Source organism: Novosphingobium sp. PhB57, from assembly GCF_004342985.1.
In the GTDB taxonomy this organism is placed as follows: Bacteria; Pseudomonadota; Alphaproteobacteria; order Sphingomonadales; family Sphingomonadaceae; genus Novosphingobium.
The window spans coordinates 1,112,464-1,138,015 of record NZ_SMBO01000001.1 but is presented as its reverse complement, the minus strand read 5'-3'; the positions used below and the strand labels follow the sequence as shown (position 1 = coordinate 1,138,015).

Genomic DNA, 25,552 nt, shown 5'->3' with positions numbered 1-25,552 from the left:
AGTTCAAATATATTGTTGGATCGCCGAGTTGTAGATGAGCAACTATTATTTCAACCGCTGATACATCTATGTAAAAATAGCGCGAAATTTTGAAACAAACGCGTTACATGGAATAACTTGTTGATGGCTCTTGTTTTAATAATATTATTATCATGCGCTGGAGTTTGGTATCACAAGATTGCTGAATTCGTTGGTCGATGCAATGGATTATTCTGATCGTTCGCCGGAAAACTCTGAAAACAAAACGGGCGCCGCTCCTTTCGGAACGGCGCCCGCCGGATGTCTCGCTGCGCCGCGGCTTAGCGGAACGGCGGCTCGTTGAAGGCGCGCAGCTTGCGGGAATGGAGTTTCTCACCCTCGGCGCGAAGCAGGTCGCAGGCGTGGAGACCGATCTTGAGGTGGCTGGCGATGGCCTCCTCGTAGAAGCGGTTGGCCTGGCCCGGCAGCTTGAGTTCACCGTGGATCGGCTTGTCGGACACGCAGAGCAGGGTGCCGTAGGGCACGCGGAAGCGATAGCCCTGGGCGCTGATCGTGGCGCTTTCCATGTCGATGCCGATGGCGCGGCTCAGACTGAAGCGGTGGGCGGATTCGGTATAGCGCAGTTCCCAGTTGCGATCGTCGGTGGTGACGACGGTGCCGGTGCGCATCCGCTTCTTGAGATTGGCGCCGCCTTCGCCGCTGACGGCTTCGGCAGCCGAGGCCAGTGCCTGCTGCACTTCGGCGATCGCGGGAAGCGGGATTTCCGGCGGAAGCACCGGATCGAGGACGTGGTCGTCGCGCAGATAGGCATGGGCGAGCACGTAGTCGCCGATGCGCTGCCCTTCGCGCAGACCGCCGCAGTGGCCGATCATCAGCCAGACTTCGGGGCGGATCACCGCGAGGTGATCGGTGATGGTCTTGGCGTTCGAGGGGCCGACGCCGATGTTGACGAGCGTGATGCCCGACTTGTCCGGCCGGATCAGGTGGTAGGCCGGCATCTGGTGGCGGCGCCAGGCCGTATCGGACAGACGCTCGCGCGCATTGTCCACCGGCGTGTCGAGGTAGAGGCCGCCGGCGCCCGACAGCGCGGTGTAGCCGTCCGAACCGATCTGCTTGCCGGCCCAGTCCACGAACTCGTCCACGTAGCGGTGGTAGTTGGTGAAGAGGATATAGCGCTGGCAATGCTCGACGCTGGTGCCGGTGTAGTGCTGAAGGCGCGCCAGGCTGAAGTCGGTGCGCAGGCCATCGAAGAGGGCCAGCGGCAGCGGTTCGTCGGAGCCCTGGCGGAAGACGCCGTCGGCGATTTCGTCACCGATCATGGCCAGTTCGGTGGTCGGGAAATGCGCGGCCAGTTCCTGCGGGGTGACGCTGCCCATGCCGACGCCGTCGAGGACGTAGGGGAAGGGGATTTCCTGCGTCGAGCGGCCGACCTCGATCTCCACCTCGTAATCCTCATGGAGCAGCGCGAGCTGTTCCGTCAGATAGTCCGCGAAAAGACGCGGCTTGGTGATCGTGGTGACGTAGACCCCGCTTTCGTTCAGGCGGCCGAAGGATCGGCTGTAGAACGTGCCGCGCTCGATGCCGGCATAAGTGATGCGCAGCTCGGGATAAGACCAGGCGCGCGTCTCGCGGCGGTCGAGCGGGGGCGGGGTGCCGTTTTCGATGAAGGCGGAAATGTCTGCGCGCAGGGTGCTGACGGCAGTTTCGTATACGCGGACCAGTTCCGCGAGGGTGTTTTCTATCGTTTCCATCGCCCACTCTTACGCGATTCGTATTGCAGTGCAATAGTCGCGGGCGAGGATGGCTGAACCCTGCGGGCGCCAGGCGCGGTGGCTACAGCGGCCGCATCAGATAAGTCACGGTCTTGCCGTTCTCCAGCAGCGCCTCGCCAACGGGTTCGAAGCCGAGGGCGCGATGGAAGGCTTCGCTGGCGGGATTGGGCGGATCGGAATTGACCTCGCAGACCGCCCGGTCGTGACCGGCCGCGCGGGCCTCATCGAACAAATGGGCATAGAGCTTGCGGGCAAGGCCGCGTCCCCGCGCCTGGGGAGCGGTGACGACGCGGTCGATATAGACGAAACGCGGATACTTCGCGCGGAACCACTGGACGTTGGCGCTGTCGTAATCGGCGTCCTGATCGAAAGCGATAAGGGCTGCGTCCAGTCGCCCGATCCGCGCCGCCACGAAAGCGCGCTCCACCAGCATGTCCATGCGGGCCTCGTCGGCGAGCGAGAGTTCCACGGCATGGCTGTTGTTGAGCGCCAGCAGTGCGGCGCGCAGATCCGCGTCGGCCGCGTAGTCGTGCCGAAGCTCGGCCGGGATGTCGGTGATCATGGTCTGTTTCCTGCAAAAAGAGAAAGGCCCCCGCTCCGGTTGGAGCGAGGGCCCTGAATCTCTTCGGTCGTTACCGCGAAAAGGAAGCTCAGGCTTCTTCTTCGGTCTCGGCAACTTCCTCTTCGACCGCGATTTCGCCGGGCTCGGCGTTCGGGTCGTAGGCTTCGGTGAAGCCCGAGACGTCCTGTTCGAACATCGCGGCCATCACGTCCACGCCCTGCGACTGCAGGTCGGCTTCGTCGGGCGAACGGGCAACGTTCACCTTGACGTTCACCGAGACTTCGGGGTGCAGGTTAACGCGAACGTCGAACACGCCGATGGTCTTGATCGGGCGTTCGAGCACGATCATCTGCTTGCTGACTTCGGCGCCCTGCTCGTTGAGAGCGTCGACGATGTCACGCACCGAGACCGAACCGTAGAGCTGGCCCGAGTTCGACGAAGCGCGGATCAGGACGACCTGCTTGCCTTCGACGTTACCCGAGTGCGCTTCGGCCGAGGTACGGCGTTCGGCGTTTTCGGATTCGATCTTCGCGCGGTTGGCTTCGAAGACCTTCTTGTTCTTCTCGTTGGCGCGCAGGGCCTTCTTGTTGGGAAGAAGGTAGTTGCGGGCGTAACCGTCCTTGACGGAAACGACATCGCCGATGGCGCCGAGCTTTTCGACGCGTTCGAGGAGGATGATGTCCATGGGGCTAGCCCTCCTTACTTGACGATGTAGGGCAGCAGGCCGATGTGCCGGGCGCGCTTGATCGCCTGGCTCAGCTCACGCTGCTTCTTTGCGGAAACCGCGGTGATGCGGCTGGGAACGATCTTGCCACGCTCGGACATGAAGCCCTGAAGCAGACGCACGTCCTTGTAGTCGATGGCCGGAGCGTTCTTGCCCGAGAACGGGCAGGACTTGCGGCGGCGGAAGAATGCACGTGCCATGGAAATCAGTTCCCTTCACGTTCACGACGGCGAGTACGCTCGCGGTCGCTCTTGCGCATCATGACCGACGGACCGGCTTCGTGTTCGTCGACACGAATGGTCACGTAACGAATGACGTCTTCGTTGATCTGCGTCTGGCGCTCGAGCTCGGCGACGACGTCGCCCGAAGCTTCGATGTTCAGCATCACGAAGTGCGCCTTGCGGTTGCGCTTGATCTTGTAGGCGAGATTCTTGAGGCCCCAGGTCTCGGTCTTGGTGACCTTGCCCTGGTTCGACTCGACGATCTCGGTAGCGGTGGTGGCAAGCGCGTCGACTTGCGCCTGGCTGAGGTCCTGGCGTGCCAGGAACACGTGCTCATATAGAGCCACGGCAGCTTCCTTTTCTCTAGTCTAACCGATCGCTGGCTTGTCCGCGGGATTGCGGGGCCCCTCCGGCTTTCTTCCCTCCCGTCCGGCATGTCGCACGAGACGGAAGGCGGCCCCTTAGCGGATCTGGCGCGGAACGCAAGACAAAGCTGCATTCCCGGTGGCCGGGAAACGTTCCTAACCGCAATCAGGCTTCGGGCGCAATCGGGGCGGCAGGCGATCCCCGCGCATGGCAAGACGGCGGACCTTGCGGCCCGCCGTCTGCTTGCGACCCTTCCCGGGCTAGTCTTGCGTCAGCGCAGCAGGCTCATGACATTCTGCTGGGCCTGGTTGGCCTGGGCCAGCATCGCGGTCGAGGCCTGGCTGAGGATCTGCGCCTTGGCCATCTGCGTGGTCTCGGTGGAATAGTCGGCATCCTCGATCCGCGACTTGGCATCGGACAAGTTGGTGACGTTGTTAGTCAGGTTGTTGATCGCCGATTCGAGGCGGTTCTGACCGGCGCCGAGCGAGGCGCGGTTGGCGTTGACGTCCGCCAGGGCGTCGTCGACGTTGTCGAGCGTGGCGGAGGCGGCCGTGCTGGTCGAGACATCGAGCGCCGAGGCGGTGAGGTTGGCGCCGTCGATCACCTTGGAGGTCAGCGTAACGGTTTCACCCGAGTTCGCGCCGGTCTGGATGTCGAAGGTGACGTCGCTGCCGGTGGTGGCGAAGAGGTTGTTGCCGTTGAACTTGGTCTGCGAAAGGACGTCGCCGATCTGGTCGGTGAGCGCCGTGACTTCCTGCTGCATCGCGTCGCGGTCGCTGTCCTGATAGGTGCTGGAAGCCGACTGGATCGCCAGTTCGCGCACCCGCTGCAGCATGTTCGACACTTCGGAAAGCGCGCCGTCGGCGGTCTGGGCGAGCGAGATGCCGTCGTTGGCATTGCGGATGCCCTGGCTCATGCCGCGAACCTGCGCGGTCATCGAGGTGGAGATGGCGAGGCCGGCGGCGTCGTCCTTCGCGGAGTTGATGCGCTTGCCGGTGGAGAGGCGCTCCATGGCGGTGCCCAGCATCTTGTTGGCGGAGTTGGAAGCGTTTGCGGCGCGCAGGGCGCTGATATTGGTATTGATGACGGACATCGTAAATCCCCGGATTGTCAGGCGGTTGGCAGGTGGCGGAAGCTCTCTTCCGTTCGAAGCTGAGAACGGATGCCGGCTTGCGGAGTTAAGGGCAGGGCGGCGATTTCGTGGGCGCTCCTGGTGCAAGTCGCTTGGGGCTCACGACTTTGTCCGCTTTCGCTTGATCGCGGGTGGTTTCCCCCGCATGGCTGCTGCCACCATTCAACAGGGAATATTCTTCAAGATGGCTTCCGGCCTCGTTGCTCTTCTCGATGACGTTGCGGTGATCGCCCGCGCCGCCGCAGCCTCGCTCGACGACGTGGGGCTGGGCGTCGCCAAGGCCGGGAGCAAGGCGGCGGGCGTCGTGATCGACGATGCCGCGGTGACGCCGGGCTACGTCACCGACTTCACGCCAGAGCGCGAATTGCCGATCATCTGGAAGATCACCAAGGGCAGCCTGCGCAACAAGCTGTTCATCCTGCTGCCGATCGCGCTGCTGCTGAGCGCGTTCCTGCCTTGGCTGATCACGCCGATCCTGATGCTGGGCGGCAGCTATCTGGCGTTCGAAGGCGCCGAGAAGATCCTGGAGAAGTTCGGCGGCGCCCATCACGGCGAGACGCTGGAGGCCCCCGTCACCGACGTGGCCGCTTTCGAGCAGGCGCGCGTTTCGGGCGCGATCCGCACCGACCTGATCCTCTCGGCCGAGATCATGGCGATCGCCCTTTCCGAAGTGGCCGACAGTTCGCTTCTCACCCGCGCGGTGGCCCTGGCGCTGGTGGGCATTCTCATCACCGCGGGCGTTTACGGCGCCGTCGCGCTGATCGTGAAGATGGACGATATCGGCCTGCATCTCGCCAAGAAGCAGGGCAAGGGCACGCAGGCTTTCGGGCGCATGCTGGTGAACGGCATGCCGAAAGTGCTGACGGTGCTGGCCTCGGTCGGCACACTGGCGATGCTCTGGGTCGGCGGTGGGATCATCCTGCACGGGCTGGAAGAGCTGGGCGTTCCCGCGCCTGCGCATGTGGCGCACCAGTTCCAGCACTGGTTGGCCGTGCTGGGCGGCCCGGTCGGCGGCGCGCTCGGCTGGCTGGGCTATGCCGCGGCGTCGGCCGTGGTGGGCCTGGCGCTGGGCGCGGTGATCGCGGCGATCGTGCACTTCATCGCCAAGGCGCGCGGCGGGGCGCATTGATCGGCTGAAGCCAAATTCTGGATAGCCGCTGTCCCGGATCGAGTCCGGGGACGACGTTTCAGAGCCTCGCCAGCAGATCCTTCGCGAACACCGTCAGCGTATCGTCTCGCGCGCCCATGACGACCACGCGGTCGCCGGGTTTGGCGATTTCGGCGATGCGAGCAGCGCAGTCTTCGCGGGAGGGCACGTACTCGGCCTTTCCGCCATCGGCCTCGATCAGGCGCACGATGCGTTCGCTGCCTTCGGAGCGGTCCACGGTGCCGCCGAAGTAGACCGGGTCGCACAGGATCGTCATATCGTCCGGCCCCAGCCTGGTTGCCAGAACTCGCGCCAGTTCATGGCCCATCTGCTTGAGCGGGCCATAGCCGTGGGGCTGGAAGAACGCGATCACGCGCCCCGGATGGGCCTTGAGCGTTGCCAGCGTGGCGGAAACCTTGTCCGGGTTGTGGCCGAAGTCGTCGATCACTGTCACGCCCGAGGGAGAGGTGCCGACGATGTCGAACCGCCGGGCCAGACCGACGAAGCTGCCGAGCCCTGCAACCGCTTCGGCCACGGCAACCCCGGCCGCGTTGGCGGCGGCAATGGCGGCCAGCGCGTTGTAGAGATTGTGGCGCCCCGGCACCTTGAGTACGAGCGCATGCGAAGATCCATCGCGGCGATCCAGCACGGTGGCAGTCAGCGAAGTCGGGCCTTCGACTACTTCGGTCGCGCCGATCTGCGCGTCCGGTGAGGCAATGCCGAACGTCACCAGCGCCTTGGCATGCGGGGCGAGGGCGGCGGTCTCCGCGTCGTCGAGATTGATCGCCGAAATGTCCGCGCGGGCAAGGAAGTCCCCGAAAAGCTGGCGCAGTTCCTCAAGGCTCTTGTGGTCCAGGCTGACATTGCCAAGCACCGCCACCTTGGGGCGATAGAGCGCGATGGAACCATCGCTTTCGTCCACTTCCGACACGAAAACCTCGCCTTCACCGACGCGGGCACTGGCGAAAGGCGCATCGGGGCTGGCGAAGTTCTTCATCACCGCGCCGTTCATGATCGTGGGGTCGCGGCCCGCGTGAGTCATGATCCAGCCGGTCATGCCGGTGACGGTAGACTTGCCCGATGTGCCGCCTATCGCCACGCCGAAAGGTGCGGCATTGAACAGTGTCGCCAGAAGCTCGGCGCGGCTCATGCGCGGGCAGCCGAATTCCTTGGCGCGGATCACTTCGGGCACGGTGTCTTCCACGGCCGCCGAAGCCACCAGCGTCTGCTCCGCGCCGGTGATCCCGCTGCCGTCCTGCGGGTGCAGGTCGAAGCCGAGGCTCTCCAGCCAGGCGAACTTCTCGGGCGTGCGGCCCTGGTCGCGGCTGCGGTCCGAGCCGGCGACTTGCGCGCCGTGGCCCTTGAGGATCAGCGCGAGCGGCAGCATGCCCGATCCGCCGATGCCGCAGAAGAACCAGGGATGTGAAGTGAGTTCGTGATGCGCGGAAGTCATGACGCTTCGGTATGCGGCCTTGTTCGTCCTGACAACCTCGATAGGAAGGTGCCATGACCCGTATCGCAGTTTGTGCACCGTCCACCCCGATCACCCGCGAGGATGCGGAGGCTGTCGCGGCGCTCGCCGCCGCCGAGTTCCCCGATGTGGAGCTGGCGATCCACGACCAGTGCTTCGAGGTGGAGGGCCACTTCGCCGGCAGCGATGCGCGGCGGATCGCGGCGCTGGTGGAATGCGCCAACGATCCCTCGGTGGACGCGGTGTGGTTCGCCCGCGGCGGCTATGGCGCCTGCCGCGTCGCCGAAGCGGCCATCGCGAAGTTCACGCACAATGCGCAGGGCAAGACGTTCCTCGGCTATTCCGATGCCGGCTATCTGCTCGGCGGCCTCTACCGCGCGCGGATCGGCAAGCCCGTTCATGGCCCGATGCTGGCCGACATCCGGCGCGAGGGCGGCGCGGAGGCGGTGCGCCGCGCGCTCCGCTGGCTGACCGGCGATACCTCGGGCTTGGAGCCGACCGGAGACGATCATCCGCGCGTCGCCTTCAACCTGATGACGCTGGCGATGCTCTGCGGCACCCCGCTGATGCCGGGGCTCGCCAAGCATGTCGTGCTGGTGGAAGAGGTGTCGGAGTATCTCTACGCGGTGGACCGCCTGTTCTTCCACCTGACTGCGCATCTCGGCGGGGTGGCGGGATTGCGGCTTGGCCGGGTCAGCGACGTGCCCGAAAACGACCGCCCGTTCGGCGTCGAGGCCGAGGAGATCGTGCGTCACTGGTGCACGCACCATTCGATCCCCTACCTTGGCCGCGCGGATATCGGCCACGACGCGGCGAACCGTATCGTGCCCTTCGGGCTTGCAGAGCGGCCCCAAGGTCAATAACGCGCCGCGCCACACAAGAATTTCAAAAAATCGGCAGGGCGCAACCGTAGGGCCCGCCGGACAGAAGGAGCCGCCAAGATGCGTGCATTCGTTTTCCCCGGACAGGGCAGCCAGAAGGTCGGCATGGGCGCCGAACTCGCCGAAGCCAGCGCCGTCGCGCGCGAAGTCTTCCAGGAAGTGGACGAGGCGCTCGGCCAGAACCTCTTCCGCGTGATGACGCAGGGCCCCGAGGAGGAACTGACCCTCACCGAGAACGCCCAGCCCGCGATCATGGCCAATGCCATCGCCGTGCTGCGCGTGCTGGAGAAGGAAGGCGGCGTGACGCTGGCCGACAAGGCGGACTTCGTCGCCGGCCACTCGCTGGGCGAATATACCGCGCTCTGTGCCGCCGGTGCCTTCAGCCTTGCCGACACCGCGCGTCTGCTGAAGCTGCGCGGCCAGTCGATGCAGGCGGCCGTTCCGGTCGGCCTTGGCGCGATGGCCGCGCTGCTGGGTGCGGACATCGAGAAGGCCACCGAACTCGCTGCTGCTGCGGCCGAAGGTCAGGTCTGCACCGTCGCCAACGACAACGATCCCACGCAAGTCGTGATCTCGGGCCATCGCGAAGCCATCGAACGCGCCGTCGCGCTGGTGAAGGACTTCGGGATCAAGCGCGGCGTCCTGCTGCCGGTTTCGGCGCCGTTCCACTGCCCGCTGATGCAGCCCGCCGCTGACGCCATGGCCGAAGCCCTGGGCAAGACCCCTCCCGGCAGCCTGCATGTGCCGCTCTTCGCCAACGTCACTGCCTCGGTCGTCACCGATCCTGCCGAAGTCCAGCGCCTGCTGGTCGAGCAGGTCACCGGCCGCGTCCGCTGGCGCGAAAGCGCGATCGCCATGCGCGAGGCGGGCGTCGAGACCTTCGTCGAACTCGGCGGCAAAGTGCTCGGCCCGATGATCAAGCGCTCGGCCGGTGAGGTGGAGGTGATCTCCGCCGTGACCATGGCCGAGATCGAGGAACTGGCCAAAACCCTTTGATCCGCGTCGTCCCGGGCTTGACCCGGGACCGCAGGAGGCTTGAAGAAAGGTCCGTTCAGCGGGCCAGCGCTCCCCGCCTTGGGAGAGCGCGTCACGGAGATTTGAAAAGATGTTCAACCTCAACGGAATGACCGCCCTCGTCACCGGCGCCTCGGGCGGCATCGGCTCCTCGATCGCCCGCGCGCTGGCCGCGCAGGGTGCGCGCCTGGCGATCTCGGGCTCGAATGCCGACAAGCTGCGCGCCTTCCGCGACGAGCTGGACGAGCACACCCCGCAGCATGTGCAGGACGTCGATCACGTCGCCATCGCCTGCAACCTCGGCGATCCCGAGCAAGTGGAGAAGCTGGTTCCCGCCGCGCTCGAATCGCTCGGCAAGATCGACATCCTCATCAACAACGCCGGCATCACCCGCGACAATCTCGCCATGCGGATGAAGGACGAGGAGTGGGATCAGGTCATCAAGATCAACCTCGAATCGACCTTCCGCCTGATGCGCGCCGTCACCAAGCCGATGATGAAGGCGCGCTTCGGCCGCATCATCAATGTCACCTCGGTCGTCGGCACCACCGGCAATCCCGGCCAGATGAACTACTGCGCGGCCAAGGGCGGCATCACCGCCATGTCGAAGAGCCTCGCGCAGGAACTCGCGAGCCGCAATGTCACCGTGAACTGCGTCGCGCCGGGCTTCATTCGCACCGCGATGACCGACGTTCTGCCCGATGCGCAGAAGGACGCGCTGAACGGCCGCATTCCTATGGGCCGCATGGGCGAGGGCGAGGATATCGCTGCCGCCGCCGTGTTCCTCGCCTCGAAGGAAGCGGGCTACGTCACCGGCCAGACGATCCACGTCAACGGCGGCATGGTGATGATCTGACAGGACGCGCGGGGTCGTGCGGATGGTAAGGGTCGAACCTTGCGATCCGCGCGAGCCCGATGCGGTCGCGGTGATGGCGCGCCTTTCGGGTGCGCTCGCCGCGATAACCGGCGACGGCGGCACGTCCTCGTTCGATCCGTCCGACGTCCTCGTGCCCCGCTCCCTTTTCGTGCTGGCGCGGGACGGGGCGGGCGCCGCGATCGGTTGCGGCGCCTATCGGCCTCTCGAAGGCGATGCGGCCGAGATCAAGCGCATGTATGCCGAGCGGGGCTGCGGCGCGGCGCTCCTGGCCAAGCTGGAAAGGGCTGCATCGGCCGATGGCTATCGGCAGGTCTGCCTTTCCACCCGCAAGATCAACGAACGGGCGACGGCCTTTTATCGGCGGCACGGCTACCTGCCCATTGCGCCTTATGGGCGATATGCGGGCCGGAAAGAATCGATCTGCCTGGGCAAGGCCTTGATTGAAGCAATTTGACGGGGCGGCGCACGAAACGCGTTCGAAGTGGACGAAAAACGTCTAAAGTCCCCTCATTTATCCCCAGATTCACCGGTACCCGGTCAATACTCGCTTGCCGCATGCCTTCCGTTCGCTAGAGATATTCGTCCTGAAATTCGGGATGTTTTGCATCCCTTGCCCGATCAAGGGGGACTAAAGGCTGTCATGAAGGCCACCATCGAACGTTCCACGCTCCTGCGCTGCCTGTCGCACGTGCAGTCCGTTGTCGAGCGGCGCAATACCATTCCCATTCTCTCGAACGTCCTGATCGAGGCCTCGGGCACCGGGTCCTTGCGCATCATGGCGACCGACCTCGATCTGCAGGTCGTCGAGACGCTTGGCGTCGTCTCGGTCGAGCAGGCCGGCGCGATCACCGTTTCCGCCCACTTGCTGTTCGACATCGCGCGCAAGCTGCCCGATGGCAGCCAGGTGAGCCTCGACGCTTCGGACAACCGCATGGTCGTGAAGGCCGGACGCAGCCGCTTCCAGCTTCCCACCTTGCCGCGTGACGATTTTCCGATGATCGCCGAGGGCGAGCTGCCGACCAGCTTCGAGATTCCGGCCGCCACGCTGGGTCAGCTGATCGACCGCACGCGCTTTGCGATCTCGACCGAAGAGACGCGCTATTACCTCAACGGCATCTTCCTCCACGTTTCGGACGAGGAACTGAAGGCCGCGGCCACTGACGGCCACCGCCTTGCGCGCTTCACCCTGGCCCGCCCGGACGGCGCCGAGGGCATGCCCGATGTGATCGTGCCCCGCAAATGCGTCGGCGAGCTGCGCAAGCTGCTTGAAGAAGCGCTCGATACCAATGTCCTGGTCGATCTTTCGGCCAGCAAGATCCGCTTCACTCTGGGCGGCGAGCACGGCGTTGTGCTGACGAGCAAGCTGATCGACGGCACGTTCCCCGATTACACGCGCGTGATCCCGACCGGCAACGACAAGCTGCTCAAGATCGATCCCAAGAGCTTCTTCGAAGGCGTCGACCGCGTGGCGACCATCGCCACCGAGAAGACCCGTGCCGTGAAGATGGCGCTGGAGCAGGACCGCGTGACCCTGTCCGTCACCTCGCCCGATAACGGCACGGCAGCGGAAGAAGTCCCGGCGGACTACTCTTCGGATGGTTTCGAGATCGGCTTCAACGCCAACTATCTCAAGGACATCCTGGGCCAGATCGACGGCGATACCGTGGAACTCCACCTTGCCGACGCCGGCGCGCCGACGCTGATCCGCCAGGACGAGAAGAGCCCCGCGCTCTATGTCCTGATGCCGATGCGCGTCTGACCGGACGGTTCGATCGAACAGGAAAAGGCCGGGGTGCACCCCCGGCCTTTTTTGTTGGCGCCGTAACCGCCGCCGTAACCGCCGCCGTCCGGGCCGCCCTGGGCCCGGAGCGGCAGCCTGCTCTCAGCTTTCCTGGATCGAGGGGTGGGCCTTGGCGATCATGCGGTCCACTTCGGTGAACTTCTCGCGCGGGGCGCCCTGGCGGGCATTGGCGACTTCGGCCTCGTCGATCTTCTGCCACTCGGTGAACTTCACGTAATCGATCCCTCGCTCGGCGGCGAGGGCGTCGAAACCGGGACGTCCGGCCTTGCCGCTGCCGGCTTCGCCCAGGGCGCCGACATCGGCGTCGATCTTCTCCACGATGGCGAAACCATCGGGGCGGTTGGTGCCGATCGTGCCGGTCGGTCCACGCCGCGCCCAGCCGACGCAGTAGAGGCCGGGCATGATCCGCCCATCGACATTGGCAAAGCGGCCACCCTGCTCGTCGTAGGGCACGTCGGGAATGCGGGAGGTCTGATAGCCGATGCAGGCCACGACGATTCCGGCCGGCACATGATAAGTCTCGCCCGTTCCCACTGGCTTGCCGTCAACCAGCCGCGTGCGTTCCACCTCTACGCCTTCCACCCGGTCGGTGCCGAGTATGGCGCGGGGCGCGGCGAAGAAGTCGAACTCGATTCGCACGTCGCGGTCCGGGCAGGGCGCATCGTCGGCCATGCCGGTGCCGTTGTCGTTCGCGCTGCCGCCCGCCATCGCGAAGCTGCGCAAGTGGCCCATGGTCTTGCGCATGCCCGGATCGAGCGCCGCGTCTTCCGCCAGGGGCGGCAGGTCCGCGGGATCGACGCGGGGGCAGGCGCGCGAGAGCTTTGCCAGCTCGCCCAGCTCCTTCGGCGTCATCGTCACCTGGTGCGGTCCGCGCCGCCCGAGAATGACGATGCGCCTGATCCGCGAGGCTTCGAGGGCGGTGAGAGCATGGGCGACGATGTCGCTCCCCTCGAATTCGGCGCCGGACTTGGCAAGGATCCGCGCCACGTCGAGCGCGACATTGCCGTTGCCCACGACCACGGCCGTGTCATGCGCGAAATCGGGATGCAGCTCGGCGAATTGCGGATGTCCGTTATACCAGCCGACGAAGGAGGCGCTGCCGAAGACATTGGGCAGGTCTTCTCCCGGAAGGTCCAGCCTGCGGTCGTTGGGCGCGCCCGTGGCGAGGACGACGGCGTCGTAGAGGCCGCGCAATTCGTCGATCGAGATGTCCCGGCCCACCATGACATTGCCGACGAAGCGCACGTTCTCGCTGAGGGCGGTGGTTTCGTAGCGGCGGGCCACGCTCTTGATCGACTGGTGATCGGGGGCAACGCCGGTACGGATCAGGCCGAAGGGGACGGGCGAGGAATCGAAGATGTCGACCCGGACGCCGTCTTTCCATTGCTTGAGCGCTGCCTCGGCCGTGTAGTATCCGGCCGGTCCCGATCCGACGATGGCGATGTGTCGCATGGATTTTTCTCCCAAGCGGGCGGAACCTGGGCAAATGCGCCCGCCAGCAAAGAAGCAAACACGGCTGCGGACCGGCGGCAAGCGAAATCCGGCAGATCGGGCGAGATGTGCCATATCCGGTCGACAATGGGTTTGGTTGCCGGGACTTAACACTTTCGCAATGGCCGCGCGGCAATAGCCGATGCGATGGCGAGGAAGGGATTCAACAAGCTGCCGGGGGCACCGCGTGAAGACGCGCAGAACCCGCATGCCCCTGCGACTCGTCCCGAGGCCCAGAACCGGCCCGGCATTCCGAATTTCGCCTTTTTGCGCCCGCGCGGACCGAGCAGCGATCCCCTTCATTTCTTCATAGCCCGGCGCTGGGAACTCATGGCGCCGGCCATGGTCTGCATCATGGTGGGGCTGGGCGTCGTCTCGCACAGCGCGCCGGGCCGGCTGCCTCTGGCGCTGTCCTTTGCGGCCATGCTGCTCTGTCTTGGCGCGCCGCTGCTGGCGACCGTGGAGAACAGGCTCCATCATCGTAGCTGGAAACGCTACCCCCTGATGTTGCTGGCGGTGGCCATGCCCATGCTGCTCTTCGGCGTCGCCGCGGCGCAATGGACTCAGGATACCGCCGCGCTCGACTGGCGGCTGACCGTCAAGGGCTATGGCATTCTGGTTCTGCTCGCCACCGTGCTGCTCGACCGCCGCCTGACCTCGATCGTGGCCGCCACCGTCGGTCTCTGGGCCGGCGCCGCGGCGCATTCCGCTTCTACCGCGACCCTGGGCATGCTGGGCGCGGGCCTGGGCATCGGCCTTGTGGTCGCGATGCGCCAGGCGCGGCTCGGCGCCGAGGAATCGGCGCACCGGGCGGAGCAGGAACGCGAACGGCACCGTGCCGAGGAACTCCTGCGCGAATATGAGGATACCGGGCAGGGCTGGTTCTGGGAAACCGACCGCCGCGGCTGCATCGCCTATGTCTCGCCGCGCATTGCCGAACTGCTCGATACCGAACAGATCCAGCTTTACGGACGGCCGTTCCTGAGCCTGTTCCGCCTGCGCGCGGAAGACCATGACAGCGAGCGGACGCTGGCGTTCCACCTCTCGACCCGCTCGTCCTTCCAGGACGTGACGGTGCGGGCGGCGACGAACGAGAAGGACGAGCGCTGGTGGTCGATCAACGGTCGCCCGGTGCTCGACCAGTTCCACAATTTCCTGGGTTTCCGCGGCTCGGGCATAGACCTCACCGAAACGCGCAAGTCGCAGCAGCATGTCACTCAACTGGCGCGCTTCGATTCGCTGACCAAGCTGGCCAACCGGTTCCAGATGTCGGAGTGGCTGGAAAAGGTCATCAACTCGCCCCGCATCGAGAACCGCGCCTGCGCGGTGTTCCTGCTGGATCTCGACCGCTTCAAGCAGGTCAACGATACGATGGGCCATCCGGCCGGCGACGCCCTGCTCAAGCAAGTGGCAGAGCGCCTGCGCGTGACCGTGGCGAACATGGGCCGGGTCGGACGGCTCGGCGGCGACGAGTTCCAGGTCATCCTGCCCGGCTATCACCAGCACGAAGGGCTCGGCCATCTCGCCCGCCGGATCATCGAGAATCTCTCGCAGCCCTATTCGATCGACGGCACCCGCGTCATCATCGGCGCCTCCCTGGGCATCGCCATGTGCCCCGAAGACGGCACCACGGTCGAAACGCTGATCCGCAATGCCGACCTCGCGCTCTATGCCGCCAAGGGCGGTGGCCGGGGGCGCCATCACTTCTACGACGACGATCTTCATTCCGACGCCCGCGAGCGCCAGCAGCTTGAACAGGACTTGCGCGACGCCATCGACGCGGGCGCGCTGGAGCTGCACTACCAGCCGCAAGTGCACACCACGACCGAGAAGATCACCGGATTCGAGGCTCTGCTGCGCTGGAAGCATCCCAAGCACGGCTATCTCTCGCCCGCCAAATTCGTGCCCGTGGCCGAGGAAACCGGCCTGGTGGCGGAAATCGGCGAATGGGCACTGCGCAAGGCCTGCAGCGATCTGGCCGGCTGGCCGCACGCGGTGCGCGTAGCCGTGAACGTCTCGCCGCTCCAGTTCGCCAATACCGAACTGCCGGCGATCGTCGCGCGCGCGATCGCCGATTCGGGCATCGATCCCGGCCGGCTCGAATTGGAAATCACCGAAAGCGTGTTCCTGGGCGAGGATATCTCCACCGAGGCGATGTTCAGCGCGCTCAAGGACGTCGGCGTGCGCCTGGCGCTCGACGATTTCGGAACCGGCTACTCCTCGCTCGGCTATCTGAAGAAGGCGCCGTTCGACAAGATCAAGATCGACCAGAGTTTCGTGCGCGGCGCCACCATCGAGGGCAGCCGCAACGGCGCGATCATTTCCTCCATCGTCAGCCTCGCCGAGGCGCTGGGCATGGAAACGACGGCGGAAGGAGTGGAGACGCTCGACGAACTCGATCTGGTACGCCTGCTCGGATGCAGCCACGTTCAAGGCTATATCTATGAAAAGTCGCTGACTTCCGCCGAAGTCGTGGCGCGGCTGGAGCGGGGGTTGATCGCGGTGGCCGTGGGCCCGCGCTCGGCCCGCGCGCCGCGCCAGACCATGCTGCGCAAGGTCTTGCTGGAGCACGGCGGGCACATCTATCACGCCACGATCCGCAACATCTCCAGCACCGGTGCTATGGTCGAGGGGTTGTGGAACGTGCCCGCGGAGACCCAGTTCGGCATTCATCTCGCCGACGACAATGTCGTTCTGGCCACCGCGCGCTGGTGCCGGGAGGATCGCATGGGCGTGGAATTCGTCCGCCCGCTCGAACTCGATGCCACCGGCGGGGTGCAGTTCACGCCGGCCCGCGCCGGGCCGGAATCGGCTCCGGAAGGCGGCGATGCGGGATTGCTGCGCAAGGCTGGCTGACGCCCTACCCGAAAATGCGCGATCACCGCATTTTCAAACGATCCAAGCGCTGCTAACGGCGCTTCCATGACCGAACTCGCCCAGATCCGAAATTTCTCGATCATTGCCCATATCGACCACGGCAAGTCGACGCTTGCCGACCGTCTGATCCAGCGCACCGGTGGCCTCTCCGATCGTGAGATGAGCGCCCAGGTGCTCGACAACATGGACATCGAGAAGGAACGCGGCATCACCATCAAGGCGCAGACCGTGCGCCTGAACTACACCGCGTCCGACGGGCTCACTTATGAGCTGAACCTGATGGACACGCCGGGCCACGTCGACTTCGCCTATGAAGTCAGCCGCAGCCTGGCCGCCTGCGAAGGCGCGCTGCTGGTGGTGGACGCGGCACAGGGCGTGGAAGCGCAGACCTTGGCCAACGTCTATCAGTCGATCGAGCACGACCACGAAATCGTCCCGGTCATCAACAAGATCGACCTGCCTGCCGCCGAACCCGAAAAGGTGCGCCACGAAATCGAGGAAGTGATCGGCATCGACGCTTCCGAAGCCGTGCTGGCCTCCGCCAAGTCGGGCATCGGCATCGACGAGATCCTCGAAGCCGTCGTCGCCAAGATACCTGCGCCGAAGGGCGACCGTACCGCGCCGCTGAAGGCCATGCTGGTCGATTCCTGGTATGACCCCTACCTGGGCGTCGTCATTCTGGTGCGCGTGATCGACGGCGTCATCAAGAAGGGCCTGAACGTCAAGTTTATGCAGGGCGGCACCGATCACCTGGTGGACCGCGTGGGCTGCTTCACGCCCAAGCGCATCGACCTGCCGGAACTGGGGCCGGGTGAGATCGGCTTCATCACCGCGCAGATCAAGGAAGTGGAACAGGCCAAGGTCGGCGACACCATCACCACGGTGAAGGGCGGCGCGACGCAGGCCCTGCCGGGCTACAAGGAAGTGCAGTCCGTGGTGTTCTGCGGCCTGTTCCCGGTCGACGCCAACGACTTCGAAAAGCTGCGCGAATCGATCGGCAAGCTGCGCCTGAACGACGCCTCTTTCAGCTTCGAGATGGAATCGAGCGCGGCGCTGGGCTTCGGCTTCCGCTGCGGCTTCCTGGGCCTGCTGCACCTGGAAATCATCCAGGAGCGCCTGAGCCGCGAGTACGACCTCGATCTCATCACCACCGCGCCGTCCGTGGTCTATCGCCTGACGATGACCGACGGCACCGTGAAGGAACTGCATAACCCGGCCGACATGCCCGATCCAGTGAAGATCGACTTCATGGAAGAGCCGTGGATCAAGGCCGTGATCTACACGCCGGACGAATATCTCGGCTCGATCCTGAAGCTCTGTCAGGACCGTCGCGGTATCCAGAAGGACCTGACTTACGTGGGCGGCCGCGCCCAGGTGACGTACGAGTTGCCGCTGAACGAAGTGGTGTTCGACTTCTACGACCGCCTGAAGTCGATCAGCCGCGGCTATGCCAGCTTCGACTACGAGCAGATCGGGCTTCAGGAGGGTGACCTCGTGATGATGAACATTCTCGTGAACAACGAGCCGGTCGACGCGCTGTCGATGGTGGTCCACCGCAGCCAGGCCGAACCGCGCGGCCGTGCGTTGGTGGAACGCCTGAAGGAGCTGATCCCCCGGCACATGTTCAAGATCCCGATCCAGGCCGCCATCGGCGCCAAGGTGATCGCGCGTGAGACGATCTCCGCGATGCGCAAGGACGTGACCGCCAAGTGCTACGGCGGCGACATCACCCGTAAGAAGAAGCTTCTGGAAAAGCAGAAGGAAGGCAAGAAGCGCATGCGCGAGTACGGCAACGTACAGATCCCGCAGGAAGCCTTCATCGCCGCACTGCGCATGGGCGAGGAATAGGTCCCACCTGACCCGGCGGCGGTTCGAATGACCGCCGCCGCCTCCATCATTGAAACGCTTGTCCGTCCGCACCGAGATGTCGGTGCGGGGCGGCCGGATGCTTGCGCCCTGGTTCGCGCCCGTTCTTGACCGGATGCGGGGTAAATCAGTTCATTTCCGATCCAATTCCCCTTGGAATTCGCTGAAATCGGTTGCGACTCGTTGCCTGAGCAAGGTTGGTTAAGGTTCCCGACTTAGGTCGTGGATGGCTGACGGCGCGATTCGATGTCTTCAGCAATCGATTCCAACGCCATGCCTTGGTCATAGTGGCCCGGCGATGAGTCCATTGTGGTTAAATTGGCGCCTGTAACGGGTTGATAGTACGTTTACAGACAACCTATAACTGCGTGGCAACGGTGGCGCGGATGAGGCACGACGGAACGAGGGTGGTTCGGTAGCGTTATGGAACTTGAGCGAATGGACGCTGGCGGCGACATGACGCAGTTTCAACGCATTCTTGCGATATTTCCCAGTCTGACTTCGAAACAGCACGAGGTGTTGGGCTTCGTCGCCGAAAACCGCACCAGCAAGGAAATTGCCTGGGAACTGGGCATTTCCGAAAGCGCCGTGAACCAGCGGATCGAAGGCGTTCGCAGCCGCACCGGATCGCCGCCGCGTGCCGAGCTCGCCCGTGCTTACAGGCAGTTTCAACAGGATCAGGCTCAACCGGAACAGGTTCAGCCGGACCTGGCAGCAGCCTGTAATCCGCTACCAGAGAAGAATCCTCAGGTTCCGACCGTTTCCCTCTTCGATGAGGATCGGGGCAGGGACGAACTGGTCGAAAGGCTCACGCTTGCCGACGGCGCCACATTCAAGGTGACGGCGCCCTGGCAGGAAGAGAATTTCTCCCGGGTCGTTCCGGAGGTGCTCGATGGAGCGAACGCGGGTCTCAGCCGCACGGCCGCCATGATTGCCATCGCCGGGGGATTGCTCCTCGTCGCGGTGTTCGGTCTGGATCTGGCCACCAAGCTGAGCAGCCTGCTTTGACCCAGCCTCCTGCCACGATTGAGACACGCGCATCGGACGGGCCGATGCCGCTGGATGGGGGTCACTATGTCGATCACGATTTCCGCTGCTACCGCCCGGATCGCGCGCCAGCTTCCCGAGGCCGAACTTTCGCTCGATTCGGCTCTGCTCGCTTCGGCGCGTCTGATGGAATCGATGCTGCTGGCACGCCAGGCAGATGGCATCGCCACGTTCACCGGCCAGACCGCGCTGATGCGCCTGGCCAAGACCCAGCGCACTTTGCTCGAAAGCCAGAACGACATGATCCGCGTCCACCAGGAACTCCTGGGCATCGGCCGCGACATCAATGCGATTGCCGACGAGCCGGAAGCCTGCCCGGATCGCGCCCAGCTGGTGGACGACGCCGCCATGTTGCGATCGGCCTAAGCGACCCAGGTACGATCGCGGGTTCCGCGCGTTTCGGGCGGCATGGCCATGGGGGGCTTGCATGCTGACCTGGGGCGCGCGGGCCTACGTTCAATATGGGCTCTACCTCATACTCTTCCTCTTGGCCTGGCGGCGCGGCGATGCACCTGAGCGCGTCCTTGCCGGGATCATGCTCGGCATGGTCGTGGTGGACCGGATCTATCATCTCGGCCGCGGCACGGACCTGCTGGTGTACCACGGGGTGGATGTCGTCCATCTGGCGATCGACACGTCGAGCCTGCTCGGCATCGGCTACGTCGCGCTTCATGCCAACAGGTTCTACCCTTTATGGATAGGTGGGGCGCAGATCATCGCCTTTTCGAGCCATTTCTATCGGCTGGGTCTCGTCGAAATCCAGACGACGGCCTATCAGGTGATGTCGATCATACCATCTTACGTGCAGCTGCTGGCGATGGCCCTGGGCCTGGCGTGTCACATGCGGCGGCAGAAGAGACGGGGCAATTATCCGTCCTGGCGCAGATACTCCGCCCCGTCGTCGGCGCGGGGAGCGAGGTCGTTGCCCGCCGTCTGATTCGGCGCTTCGGCTCGCTGAGCACGATCTACACCGCTTCGGCCCAGGCGCTGGCGGACGAAATCGACGAATCGGGCATCAACAGCCGCGCCATCGCGGCAGTGATCGTCGCGGCGCGAGACCTTGCAGCCGTTGCCGGGCGGGAAACCCTGCTGGGCGAACCGATGAAGACGGGCAGTCCGGCTTTCCGCCAGTATCTCGCCAAAAGGCTGCTCGGCCGCCGCGAGGAATGCGTGATGGTGCTGTTCTTCACCCATGAAGGCCTGTTCATCGCGGAGGACTTCCACGTCGGCACGCGCCAATCCACCTGCGAACTGCCCTTGCGGCGGACGGTTCGCCGGGCTTTCGACCTCGACGCCCGCCGCTTGGTGATGGCGCACAACCACCCCTCCGGCGATCCCACGCCCAGCGCCGACGACGTCCAGTCCACCCGGACTTTCCGGCAGGTGATGGGGGCTCTGGAATTCAGCTTGGAAGACCATTTCGTCGTCGCACGGGGGGGTATCTTCAGTATGAGTGACAACGGTCTGATTTAGATGGCGATTTGCCTTAAGGGACGTGCAACCGGATTGTCTTAGGGGCTATCTATACCGACACGCGCATTCGCGCCGCACGCCTGCATGGAGATTGGGTTTGACCGACATCGTCACCGTACCGACCACGCCTTTCGAGGGACAGGCGCCAGGAACGTCCGGCCTGCGCAAGAAAGTGCGCGTGTTCCAGCAGCCGAACTATGCCGAGAACTTCATCCAGTCGGTGTTCGACGTGGTGAAGCCGCAGTCTGGCGCTGCCTCGGCCGACGCGGCGCTGGTGATCGGCGGTGACGGCCGCTTCCACAATCGCGCGGTGATCCAGCAGGCGATCCGCATGGCCGCGGCCAATGGCTATGCCCGCGTACTGGTGGGGCAGGGCGGCATTCTTTCCACGCCGGCCGCCAGCAACGTGATCCGCCAATACGGCGCCAGCGGCGGCCTGATCCTCTCGGCCAGCCACAACCCGGGCGGCCCGGATGAGGACTTCGGCATCAAGTACAACATCGCCAACGGCGGTCCTGCACCGGAGGGCGTGACGGACGCGATCCTGGCGCGGACCAAGGAAATCAGCCTCTGGCTGACCGTCGACACGCCGGACATCGATCTCGACACGCCGGGCGAAGTCACGGTCGGCGATATGGTGGTGCAGGTGACCGACCCGGTCGCCGACTATGCCGACCTGATGGAAGAGCTGTTCGACTTCGACGCGATCCGCAAGGCGGTCGCCAGCGGCTTCACGATGCGCTTCGACGCCATGAGCGCGGTCACCGGCCCTTACGCGGTCGAGATCCTCGAAAACCGGTTGGGCTTCGCTGCGGGCACCGTGGTCAACGGCACGCCGCTGGAAGATTTCGGCGGCCATCATCCCGACCCCAACCTGATCCACGCCAAGGAACTCTACGACCTCATGATGGGGCCGGATGCGCCGGACCTCGGCGCCGCGTCGGACGGGGACGGAGATCGCAACCTGATCATCGGGCGCGGGCGCTTCGTTACGCCTTCCGATTCGCTCGCCATGCTGGCCGCCAATATCGAAATCGCACCGGCCTATCGCGGCCGCCTTTCGGGCATTGCCCGTTCGATGCCGACCAGTGGCGCTGCGGATCGCGTGGCGGAAGCTCTCGGCATCCCGTGCTTCGAAACGCCAACGGGCTGGAAATTCTTCGGCAACCTGCTCGATGCCGGAATGGTCACGATCTGCGGCGAGGAAAGCGCGGGCACGGGATCGGACCACGTGCGCGAGAAGGACGGGCTCTGGGCCGTGCTGCTCTGGCTGAACATCCTGGCCGTTCGCGACATTAGCGTGGACCAACTCGCCCGCACCCATTGGGCGCGCTTCGGCCGCAATTACTACGCCCGCCACGATTACGAGGCCGTCGATAGCCAGGCTGCTGCTGGCCTGATGTCCGAACTGAAGGGCGCGCTTGCGGACTTGCCGGGCAAGAGGTTCGGATCGCTCACCGTGTCCCATGCGGACAGCTTTGCCTATACCGACCCTGTGGATCAGTCGGTCAGCGAGAACCAGGGCGTGCGCGTGCTGTTCGAGGACGGCAGCCGCGTGGTCTTCCGCCTCTCAGGCACCGGCACACAAGGCGCCACCTTGCGGGTCTATCTGGAGCGTTACGAGCCGGCGTCCGGCCAGATCGATGCGGATACCGGCGTCATGCTGGAAGCCCAGATCGCCGCCGCGCAGGAAATCGCCGGTATCGCCCGCCACACCGGGCGCATGGCGCCCGACGTCGTGACCTGAGCGTCAGAAGTCGATCCGCGCAATCACGTCTTCGCCGAACTTCAGGGCCTGGTCACAATACTCGGCCCGGGTTTCGGCGTAGACGGAGGCGCCCGCACCGTGGATGCCGAGCGACTTCAGGTGCGCGAAATGGTCCAGCGCTTCCTGCGCGTTCCACCCCGGCTTGATCGAATATGTCGATGAGGCGATGACCTTAGGCGGCTCGGCGCGGCCGATCTTTTCCGCATGGGCGTTCATGTAGGCGATCGCTTCGCTGATGTCCTCGTCGCCCTCCAGATTGGCCGTGCGCGCGGTGTCGGTGACTGACTTGGGCACGAAGAAGGGGTGCCAGGCGTCGCCCATCTCGGCAGCACGGCGCAAGGCGCGCTTCGAATTGCCGCCGACCAGCAGCGGCGGATGGGGCTTTTGCGCCGGGGTAGGCAGGACGCGGTTGCCCAGCGCCGTGTAGCCCGTGCCTTCGAAGGTGAATTCCTCGCCGGTCCAGGCCAGCTTCATGGCCATGATGTACTCATCCATGAGATCGTTGCGCGCATCGAAATCGACGCCGAGCGCCTTGTACTCGGCTTTCATGTAACCCGCGCCGAGGCCCAGGATCACGCGGCCCTGCGTGAAGTGATCCAACGTCGAGACCCCCCGCGCCACCACGAAAGGGTTGCGATAGGGCAGGACGAGAATGTTGGTCTGCAGGCGCAGCCTGGTCGTCACAGCGCCCAGCATCGAAAGCATGACGAACGGGTCCTGCGCATAGTGCCCGCCGGCATCCAGCCAACGCGCGGAAGGCACCGGATGGTCAGTGACCGTTCCGGCGTAGAAGCCGGCCCGTTCCACCGTGCGCGCGATTTCCTGCAAGGCTTCGAGCGTGCCGTATTCCTCGGGCCTGTCGATGCGATCGAAGGGCAGGCTGGTGCTGAGCGTGAAGGTCATGGCTGGCTTTCTTTCGTTCGCGATGCGGCTTCGGGGGGCAGGACCCAGTCGTCCCGATCGTTGCGGACCCAGCCCCCGGAAGCCCATGTGCCACCATCGACGGGGATGATCGTGCCCGTGACGTAGCTTGCGAGTTCGGAGGCGAGAAACACCGCAACGCGGCCGCATTCCTCGTCGATTCCGGCTCGGCCCAGCGGGATGCGGCGGCGGATCGCTTCCTCCTGCTGCGGCGTCGGCCGGTGCCAGAGCGCCGGATCGACCGGCCCCGCGAACTGGCCCCGCGTGCCCGGCGTCTCGGTGAAGTCCGGCGCGATGGCATTCACGCGGATGCCGTGATGGGCAAGTTCCACGGCCAGGGTGCGGGTCAGGTTGTTCAGCCCGGCCTTGCAGGCGGCATAGACCGCATATCCCGGCGCGGCGCGCGAGCCTTCGATACTGGTGACATTGATGATCGAGCCGCCATTGCCGCCTTCGATCATGATCGGCACGGCAGCCTGCGTCGCGGCGAGGTTGGACACCAGGTTGAGATCGATGTGCCGGCGCCAGTTCTTCTCGGCGAGGTCTACGAAGGGCCGCCGCGAGACGCCGCCGACATTGTTCGCCAGCACGTCGAGCCGGCCGAACACGCGTGCGGCCTCTGCCACGGCGTTCTGGACGACATCCGCGTCCATGGCATTGCCTGCGATGCAGAGCGCCCGCCGCCCGCGCGCCTCCACCAGTTCGGCCACCTGATCGCAGCGTTCGGGAATGGCTTCCAGAATGGCGACGTCCGCGCCCATGTCTGCCATGCAGAGCGCAATCGAGCGCCCTATGCCGCCGCCGCCACCGGTGACGAACACGACTTTACCTGTCAGGTCGATGACCGTGCCATCCACACCGCTTCTCCCATCATGCCGGCCGTTTTCGGCGCTCCATGCGTGGTCGGCGGCCTGGTCCGGCGTTGAACACGCGTCTTAGCAGGCGGACAGCATCCGCGAGATCGAGGGGGTGGTCTATATCTTTCTCCAACCCGCACGAGACGATCGTCTCCACGGTAAGTCCGCGATTTATGGCGTGATTGCAGTGGGTTGGAAAACTGTTCTGGCCGAAGGAAAAGGGAAACCAGATACCGTCGGGCAGCGGCAGGGACAGACCGTTGGTGCCGGTGTGATGGCGGTCGGGGGCGATGCCCACGGTGCCTGCGGGAAGGCGCGCCAGTCGCTCCACGTCGGCGAGGCTCAGGCAGGGCAGGTCGGCCGGGAGGATGACGATACGTTCCGGCCCGGCAGCGGTGATGGCGGCCATGGTGCTTTCCAGCGCGCCATTGAGATCGGGGCCGGGATCGTCGAAGCGCAGGATGCCGGTGCCGAGATTGGGCCGCGCCGGGCCCAACACGCAGACGCGCTGGATCGCAGGGCAGGCACTCACCGTGTCGAGGACGTGGCGCAGCATCCCGGAAACCAGCGCCTCGCGCGCCTCTGGGTCCAAGGCAGAGGCTAGTCGGGTCTTGCCCAGACGCGGCGCCTTGACCGGGATGAGTGCCCAGCAGCTCACGGCACTTGCGGCGCTGCGGTGAGGTTGGTGAAGCGTATCCCGGCGCCGTCGGCCTTGTAGGTCTTGTTCATGTAGATGAGGATCGAGGTCAGCGCTTCCGCCGCCGCGGAATTGGCCAGTGCGCCGCCGGAAAGCCCGCGCAGGCCCATGCCGGGGCAGAGGTCCACCACTGTCTGGCGCGCCTCCACGTCGTCCGAGAAGACCAGCACGTCACAGTCGATCGCATGGTCGCTGTCGAGGTGGTGGGCGGAGACGTTATGGAAGGCAGTGACGAGCCGCGCGTCCGGTCCCAGATGCGCGCGCGCCTGCATGGCGGCGCTGCCCTCGGCTGGTAACTGCACGCGCATGACCTTGGGCGGCACCAGCGGCACGGTGGTATCGACGACCACGGCATTGCCCACCACGCCCGCGATCTGCTGCAGCGTTTCACCTTGCGAGGCGTGGGGTACGGCGACGATCACCACATCCTTGCCCTTTGCGGCATCCCCGTTCTCGGCATGGCCGGACGCGCCCAGTTCCTCGGCCGCGGCGCGGGCCTTGTCCGCCGTGCGTGAGCCGATGGTCACCTGATGCCCTGCCTTGACGAGCCTTCGCGCGATACCCTTGCCGAGCGCTCCGGTTCCGCCGATCACCGCGATTGCTGCCAT

25 protein-coding genes are annotated in these 25,552 nt (G+C 64.9%); 13 read left to right on the top strand and 12 right to left on the bottom strand.

Annotated features, from left to right (window positions below):
• Positions 1–299 precede the first annotated feature (299 nt).
• From EDF58_RS05190 to EDF58_RS05165, 6 genes are all read right to left on the bottom strand, one after another.
• The gene (locus EDF58_RS05190) at positions 300–1,730 is read right to left on the bottom strand and encodes an AMP nucleosidase (protein ID WP_132263232.1); all 1,431 of its coding nucleotides are present in this window, start codon (positions 1,728–1,730) and stop codon (positions 300–302) included.
• A gap of 82 nt (positions 1,731–1,812) precedes the next feature.
• Positions 1,813–2,313, bottom strand: coding sequence for a GNAT family N-acetyltransferase (locus tag EDF58_RS05185; RefSeq protein WP_132263230.1), 501 nt, complete (start codon positions 2,311–2,313; stop codon positions 1,813–1,815).
• An 88-nt stretch (positions 2,314–2,401) separates the two neighbouring features.
• Positions 2,402–2,998: a 50S ribosomal protein L9 gene (gene rplI / locus EDF58_RS05180; protein WP_132263229.1), complete on the bottom strand. Its 597-nt coding sequence runs from the start codon at positions 2,996–2,998 to the stop codon at positions 2,402–2,404.
• A 14-nt stretch (positions 2,999–3,012) separates the two neighbouring features.
• Positions 3,013–3,237 (bottom strand): 30S ribosomal protein S18, encoded by a 225-nt coding sequence (gene rpsR, locus EDF58_RS05175; protein ID WP_021232952.1) that lies wholly within the window; start codon positions 3,235–3,237, stop codon positions 3,013–3,015.
• A 5-nt stretch (positions 3,238–3,242) separates the two neighbouring features.
• A complete protein-coding gene (gene rpsF / locus EDF58_RS05170) occupies positions 3,243–3,605 on the bottom strand; it encodes a 30S ribosomal protein S6 (RefSeq protein ID WP_132263227.1) in 363 nt (120 codons plus the stop codon).
• A gap of 290 nt (positions 3,606–3,895) precedes the next feature.
• Positions 3,896–4,717, bottom strand: a complete 822-nt coding sequence (locus EDF58_RS05165) for a flagellin (protein WP_132263226.1) — start codon at positions 4,715–4,717, stop codon at positions 3,896–3,898.
• A 223-nt stretch (positions 4,718–4,940) separates the two neighbouring features.
• On the opposite strand from EDF58_RS05165, the gene EDF58_RS05160 reads away from it, so the two are divergent.
• On the top strand, positions 4,941–5,885 hold the full coding sequence (locus tag EDF58_RS05160; RefSeq protein ID WP_132263224.1) for a DUF808 domain-containing protein: 945 nt from the start codon (positions 4,941–4,943) through the stop codon (positions 5,883–5,885).
• A gap of 58 nt (positions 5,886–5,943) precedes the next feature.
• Here EDF58_RS05160 and EDF58_RS05155 read toward each other — a convergent pair whose 3' ends face one another.
• Positions 5,944–7,356: a Mur ligase family protein gene (locus EDF58_RS05155; protein WP_132263223.1), complete on the bottom strand. Its 1,413-nt coding sequence runs from the start codon at positions 7,354–7,356 to the stop codon at positions 5,944–5,946.
• Positions 7,357–7,409: 53 nt separating this feature from the next.
• On the opposite strand from EDF58_RS05155, the gene EDF58_RS05150 reads away from it, so the two are divergent.
• From EDF58_RS05150 to dnaN, 5 genes are all read left to right on the top strand, one after another.
• On the top strand, positions 7,410–8,237 hold the full coding sequence (locus tag EDF58_RS05150) for an LD-carboxypeptidase (RefSeq protein WP_132263221.1): 828 nt from the start codon (positions 7,410–7,412) through the stop codon (positions 8,235–8,237).
• Positions 8,238–8,315: 78 nt separating this feature from the next.
• Positions 8,316–9,251, top strand: a complete 936-nt coding sequence (gene fabD / locus EDF58_RS05145) for an ACP S-malonyltransferase (protein WP_132263220.1) — start codon at positions 8,316–8,318, stop codon at positions 9,249–9,251.
• A 109-nt stretch (positions 9,252–9,360) separates the two neighbouring features.
• Positions 9,361–10,125, top strand: coding sequence for a 3-oxoacyl-[acyl-carrier-protein] reductase (gene fabG, locus EDF58_RS05140; RefSeq protein ID WP_132263218.1), 765 nt, complete (start codon positions 9,361–9,363; stop codon positions 10,123–10,125).
• 22 nt (positions 10,126–10,147) lie between these two features.
• A complete protein-coding gene (locus EDF58_RS05135; RefSeq protein WP_132264144.1) occupies positions 10,148–10,600 on the top strand; it encodes a GNAT family N-acetyltransferase in 453 nt (150 codons plus the stop codon).
• Positions 10,601–10,786: 186 nt separating this feature from the next.
• The gene (dnaN, locus tag EDF58_RS05130; RefSeq protein ID WP_132263216.1) at positions 10,787–11,905 is read left to right on the top strand and encodes a DNA polymerase III subunit beta; all 1,119 of its coding nucleotides are present in this window, start codon (positions 10,787–10,789) and stop codon (positions 11,903–11,905) included.
• A gap of 123 nt (positions 11,906–12,028) precedes the next feature.
• On the opposite strand, the gene EDF58_RS05125 is transcribed toward dnaN, so the two are convergent.
• On the bottom strand, positions 12,029–13,399 hold the full coding sequence (locus EDF58_RS05125) for an FAD-dependent oxidoreductase (RefSeq protein WP_132263215.1): 1,371 nt from the start codon (positions 13,397–13,399) through the stop codon (positions 12,029–12,031).
• Positions 13,400–13,585: 186 nt separating this feature from the next.
• On the opposite strand from EDF58_RS05125, the gene EDF58_RS05120 reads away from it, so the two are divergent.
• From EDF58_RS05120 to EDF58_RS05095, 7 genes are all read left to right on the top strand, one after another.
• A complete protein-coding gene (locus tag EDF58_RS05120) occupies positions 13,586–16,294 on the top strand; it encodes an EAL domain-containing protein (protein ID WP_132263213.1) in 2,709 nt (902 codons plus the stop codon).
• Between the two features lie 66 nt (positions 16,295–16,360).
• Positions 16,361–18,163 (top strand): translation elongation factor 4, encoded by a 1,803-nt coding sequence (gene lepA / locus EDF58_RS05115; RefSeq protein ID WP_132263211.1) that lies wholly within the window; start codon positions 16,361–16,363, stop codon positions 18,161–18,163.
• 456 nt (positions 18,164–18,619) lie between these two features.
• Positions 18,620–19,189, top strand: coding sequence for a helix-turn-helix transcriptional regulator (locus EDF58_RS05110; protein ID WP_132263209.1), 570 nt, complete (start codon positions 18,620–18,622; stop codon positions 19,187–19,189).
• A gap of 66 nt (positions 19,190–19,255) precedes the next feature.
• Positions 19,256–19,594 (top strand): hypothetical protein, encoded by a 339-nt coding sequence (locus EDF58_RS05105; RefSeq protein WP_132264142.1) that lies wholly within the window; start codon positions 19,256–19,258, stop codon positions 19,592–19,594.
• Between the two features lie 61 nt (positions 19,595–19,655).
• Complete coding sequence (locus EDF58_RS26290) at positions 19,656–20,165, top strand: hypothetical protein (RefSeq protein WP_134093068.1); 510 nt, start codon at positions 19,656–19,658, stop codon at positions 20,163–20,165.
• Complete coding sequence (locus EDF58_RS05100) at positions 20,063–20,701, top strand: JAB domain-containing protein (RefSeq protein WP_243654076.1); 639 nt, start codon at positions 20,063–20,065, stop codon at positions 20,699–20,701. Before EDF58_RS26290 ends, EDF58_RS05100 begins: the two co-directional genes overlap by 103 nt.
• Positions 20,702–20,798: 97 nt before the next feature.
• Positions 20,799–22,448 carry an alpha-D-glucose phosphate-specific phosphoglucomutase gene (locus EDF58_RS05095; protein ID WP_132263206.1) on the top strand — a complete coding sequence of 550 codons (1,650 nt, stop codon included), beginning with the start codon at positions 20,799–20,801 and terminating at the stop codon, positions 22,446–22,448.
• Between the two features lie 3 nt (positions 22,449–22,451).
• Here EDF58_RS05095 and EDF58_RS05090 read toward each other — a convergent pair whose 3' ends face one another.
• The 4 genes from EDF58_RS05090 to npdG are packed head-to-tail and all read right to left on the bottom strand — an operon-like array spanning position 22,452 to position 25,552.
• Positions 22,452–23,372, bottom strand: a complete 921-nt coding sequence (locus EDF58_RS05090; RefSeq protein ID WP_132263204.1) for a TIGR03619 family F420-dependent LLM class oxidoreductase — start codon at positions 23,370–23,372, stop codon at positions 22,452–22,454.
• A complete protein-coding gene (locus EDF58_RS05085; RefSeq protein WP_132263203.1) occupies positions 23,369–24,247 on the bottom strand; it encodes an SDR family oxidoreductase in 879 nt (292 codons plus the stop codon). The genes EDF58_RS05090 and EDF58_RS05085 overlap by 4 nt, the downstream gene beginning before the upstream one ends.
• Positions 24,248–24,260: 13 nt before the next feature.
• Entirely contained in the window at positions 24,261–24,905 is a 645-nt protein-coding gene (cofC, locus tag EDF58_RS05080) for a 2-phospho-L-lactate guanylyltransferase (protein WP_132263201.1), read from the bottom strand.
• Positions 24,902–25,552, bottom strand: a complete 651-nt coding sequence (gene npdG / locus EDF58_RS05075) for an NADPH-dependent F420 reductase (RefSeq protein WP_132263199.1) — start codon at positions 25,550–25,552, stop codon at positions 24,902–24,904. Before npdG ends, cofC begins: the two co-directional genes overlap by 4 nt.

Coding starts and splice junctions, on each gene's coding strand:
- EDF58_RS05190 (WP_132263232.1), bottom strand. CDS start 1,730: ATGGAAACGATAGAAAACACCCTCGCGGAACTGGTCCGCGTATACGAA.
- EDF58_RS05185 (WP_132263230.1), bottom strand. CDS start 2,313: ATGATCACCGACATCCCGGCCGAGCTTCGGCACGACTACGCGGCCGAC.
- rplI (WP_132263229.1), bottom strand. CDS start 2,998: ATGGACATCATCCTCCTCGAACGCGTCGAAAAGCTCGGCGCCATCGGC.
- rpsR (WP_021232952.1), bottom strand. CDS start 3,237: ATGGCACGTGCATTCTTCCGCCGCCGCAAGTCCTGCCCGTTCTCGGGC.
- EDF58_RS05165 (WP_132263226.1), bottom strand. CDS start 4,717: ATGTCCGTCATCAATACCAATATCAGCGCCCTGCGCGCCGCAAACGCT.
- EDF58_RS05160 (WP_132263224.1), top strand. CDS start 4,941: ATGGCTTCCGGCCTCGTTGCTCTTCTCGATGACGTTGCGGTGATCGCC.
- EDF58_RS05155 (WP_132263223.1), bottom strand. CDS start 7,356: ATGACTTCCGCGCATCACGAACTCACTTCACATCCCTGGTTCTTCTGC.
- EDF58_RS05150 (WP_132263221.1), top strand. CDS start 7,410: ATGACCCGTATCGCAGTTTGTGCACCGTCCACCCCGATCACCCGCGAG.
- fabD (WP_132263220.1), top strand. CDS start 8,316: ATGCGTGCATTCGTTTTCCCCGGACAGGGCAGCCAGAAGGTCGGCATG.
- fabG (WP_132263218.1), top strand. CDS start 9,361: ATGTTCAACCTCAACGGAATGACCGCCCTCGTCACCGGCGCCTCGGGC.
- EDF58_RS05135 (WP_132264144.1), top strand. CDS start 10,148: ATGGTAAGGGTCGAACCTTGCGATCCGCGCGAGCCCGATGCGGTCGCG.
- dnaN (WP_132263216.1), top strand. CDS start 10,787: ATGAAGGCCACCATCGAACGTTCCACGCTCCTGCGCTGCCTGTCGCAC.
- EDF58_RS05125 (WP_132263215.1), bottom strand. CDS start 13,399: ATGCGACACATCGCCATCGTCGGATCGGGACCGGCCGGATACTACACG.
- EDF58_RS05120 (WP_132263213.1), top strand. CDS start 13,586: ATGGCGAGGAAGGGATTCAACAAGCTGCCGGGGGCACCGCGTGAAGAC.
- lepA (WP_132263211.1), top strand. CDS start 16,361: ATGACCGAACTCGCCCAGATCCGAAATTTCTCGATCATTGCCCATATC.
- EDF58_RS05110 (WP_132263209.1), top strand. CDS start 18,620: ATGGACGCTGGCGGCGACATGACGCAGTTTCAACGCATTCTTGCGATA.
- EDF58_RS05105 (WP_132264142.1), top strand. CDS start 19,256: ATGTCGATCACGATTTCCGCTGCTACCGCCCGGATCGCGCGCCAGCTT.
- EDF58_RS26290 (WP_134093068.1), top strand. CDS start 19,656: ATGCTGACCTGGGGCGCGCGGGCCTACGTTCAATATGGGCTCTACCTC.
- EDF58_RS05090 (WP_132263204.1), bottom strand. CDS start 23,372: ATGACCTTCACGCTCAGCACCAGCCTGCCCTTCGATCGCATCGACAGG.
- npdG (WP_132263199.1), bottom strand. CDS start 25,552: ATGGCAGCAATCGCGGTGATCGGCGGAACCGGAGCGCTCGGCAAGGGT.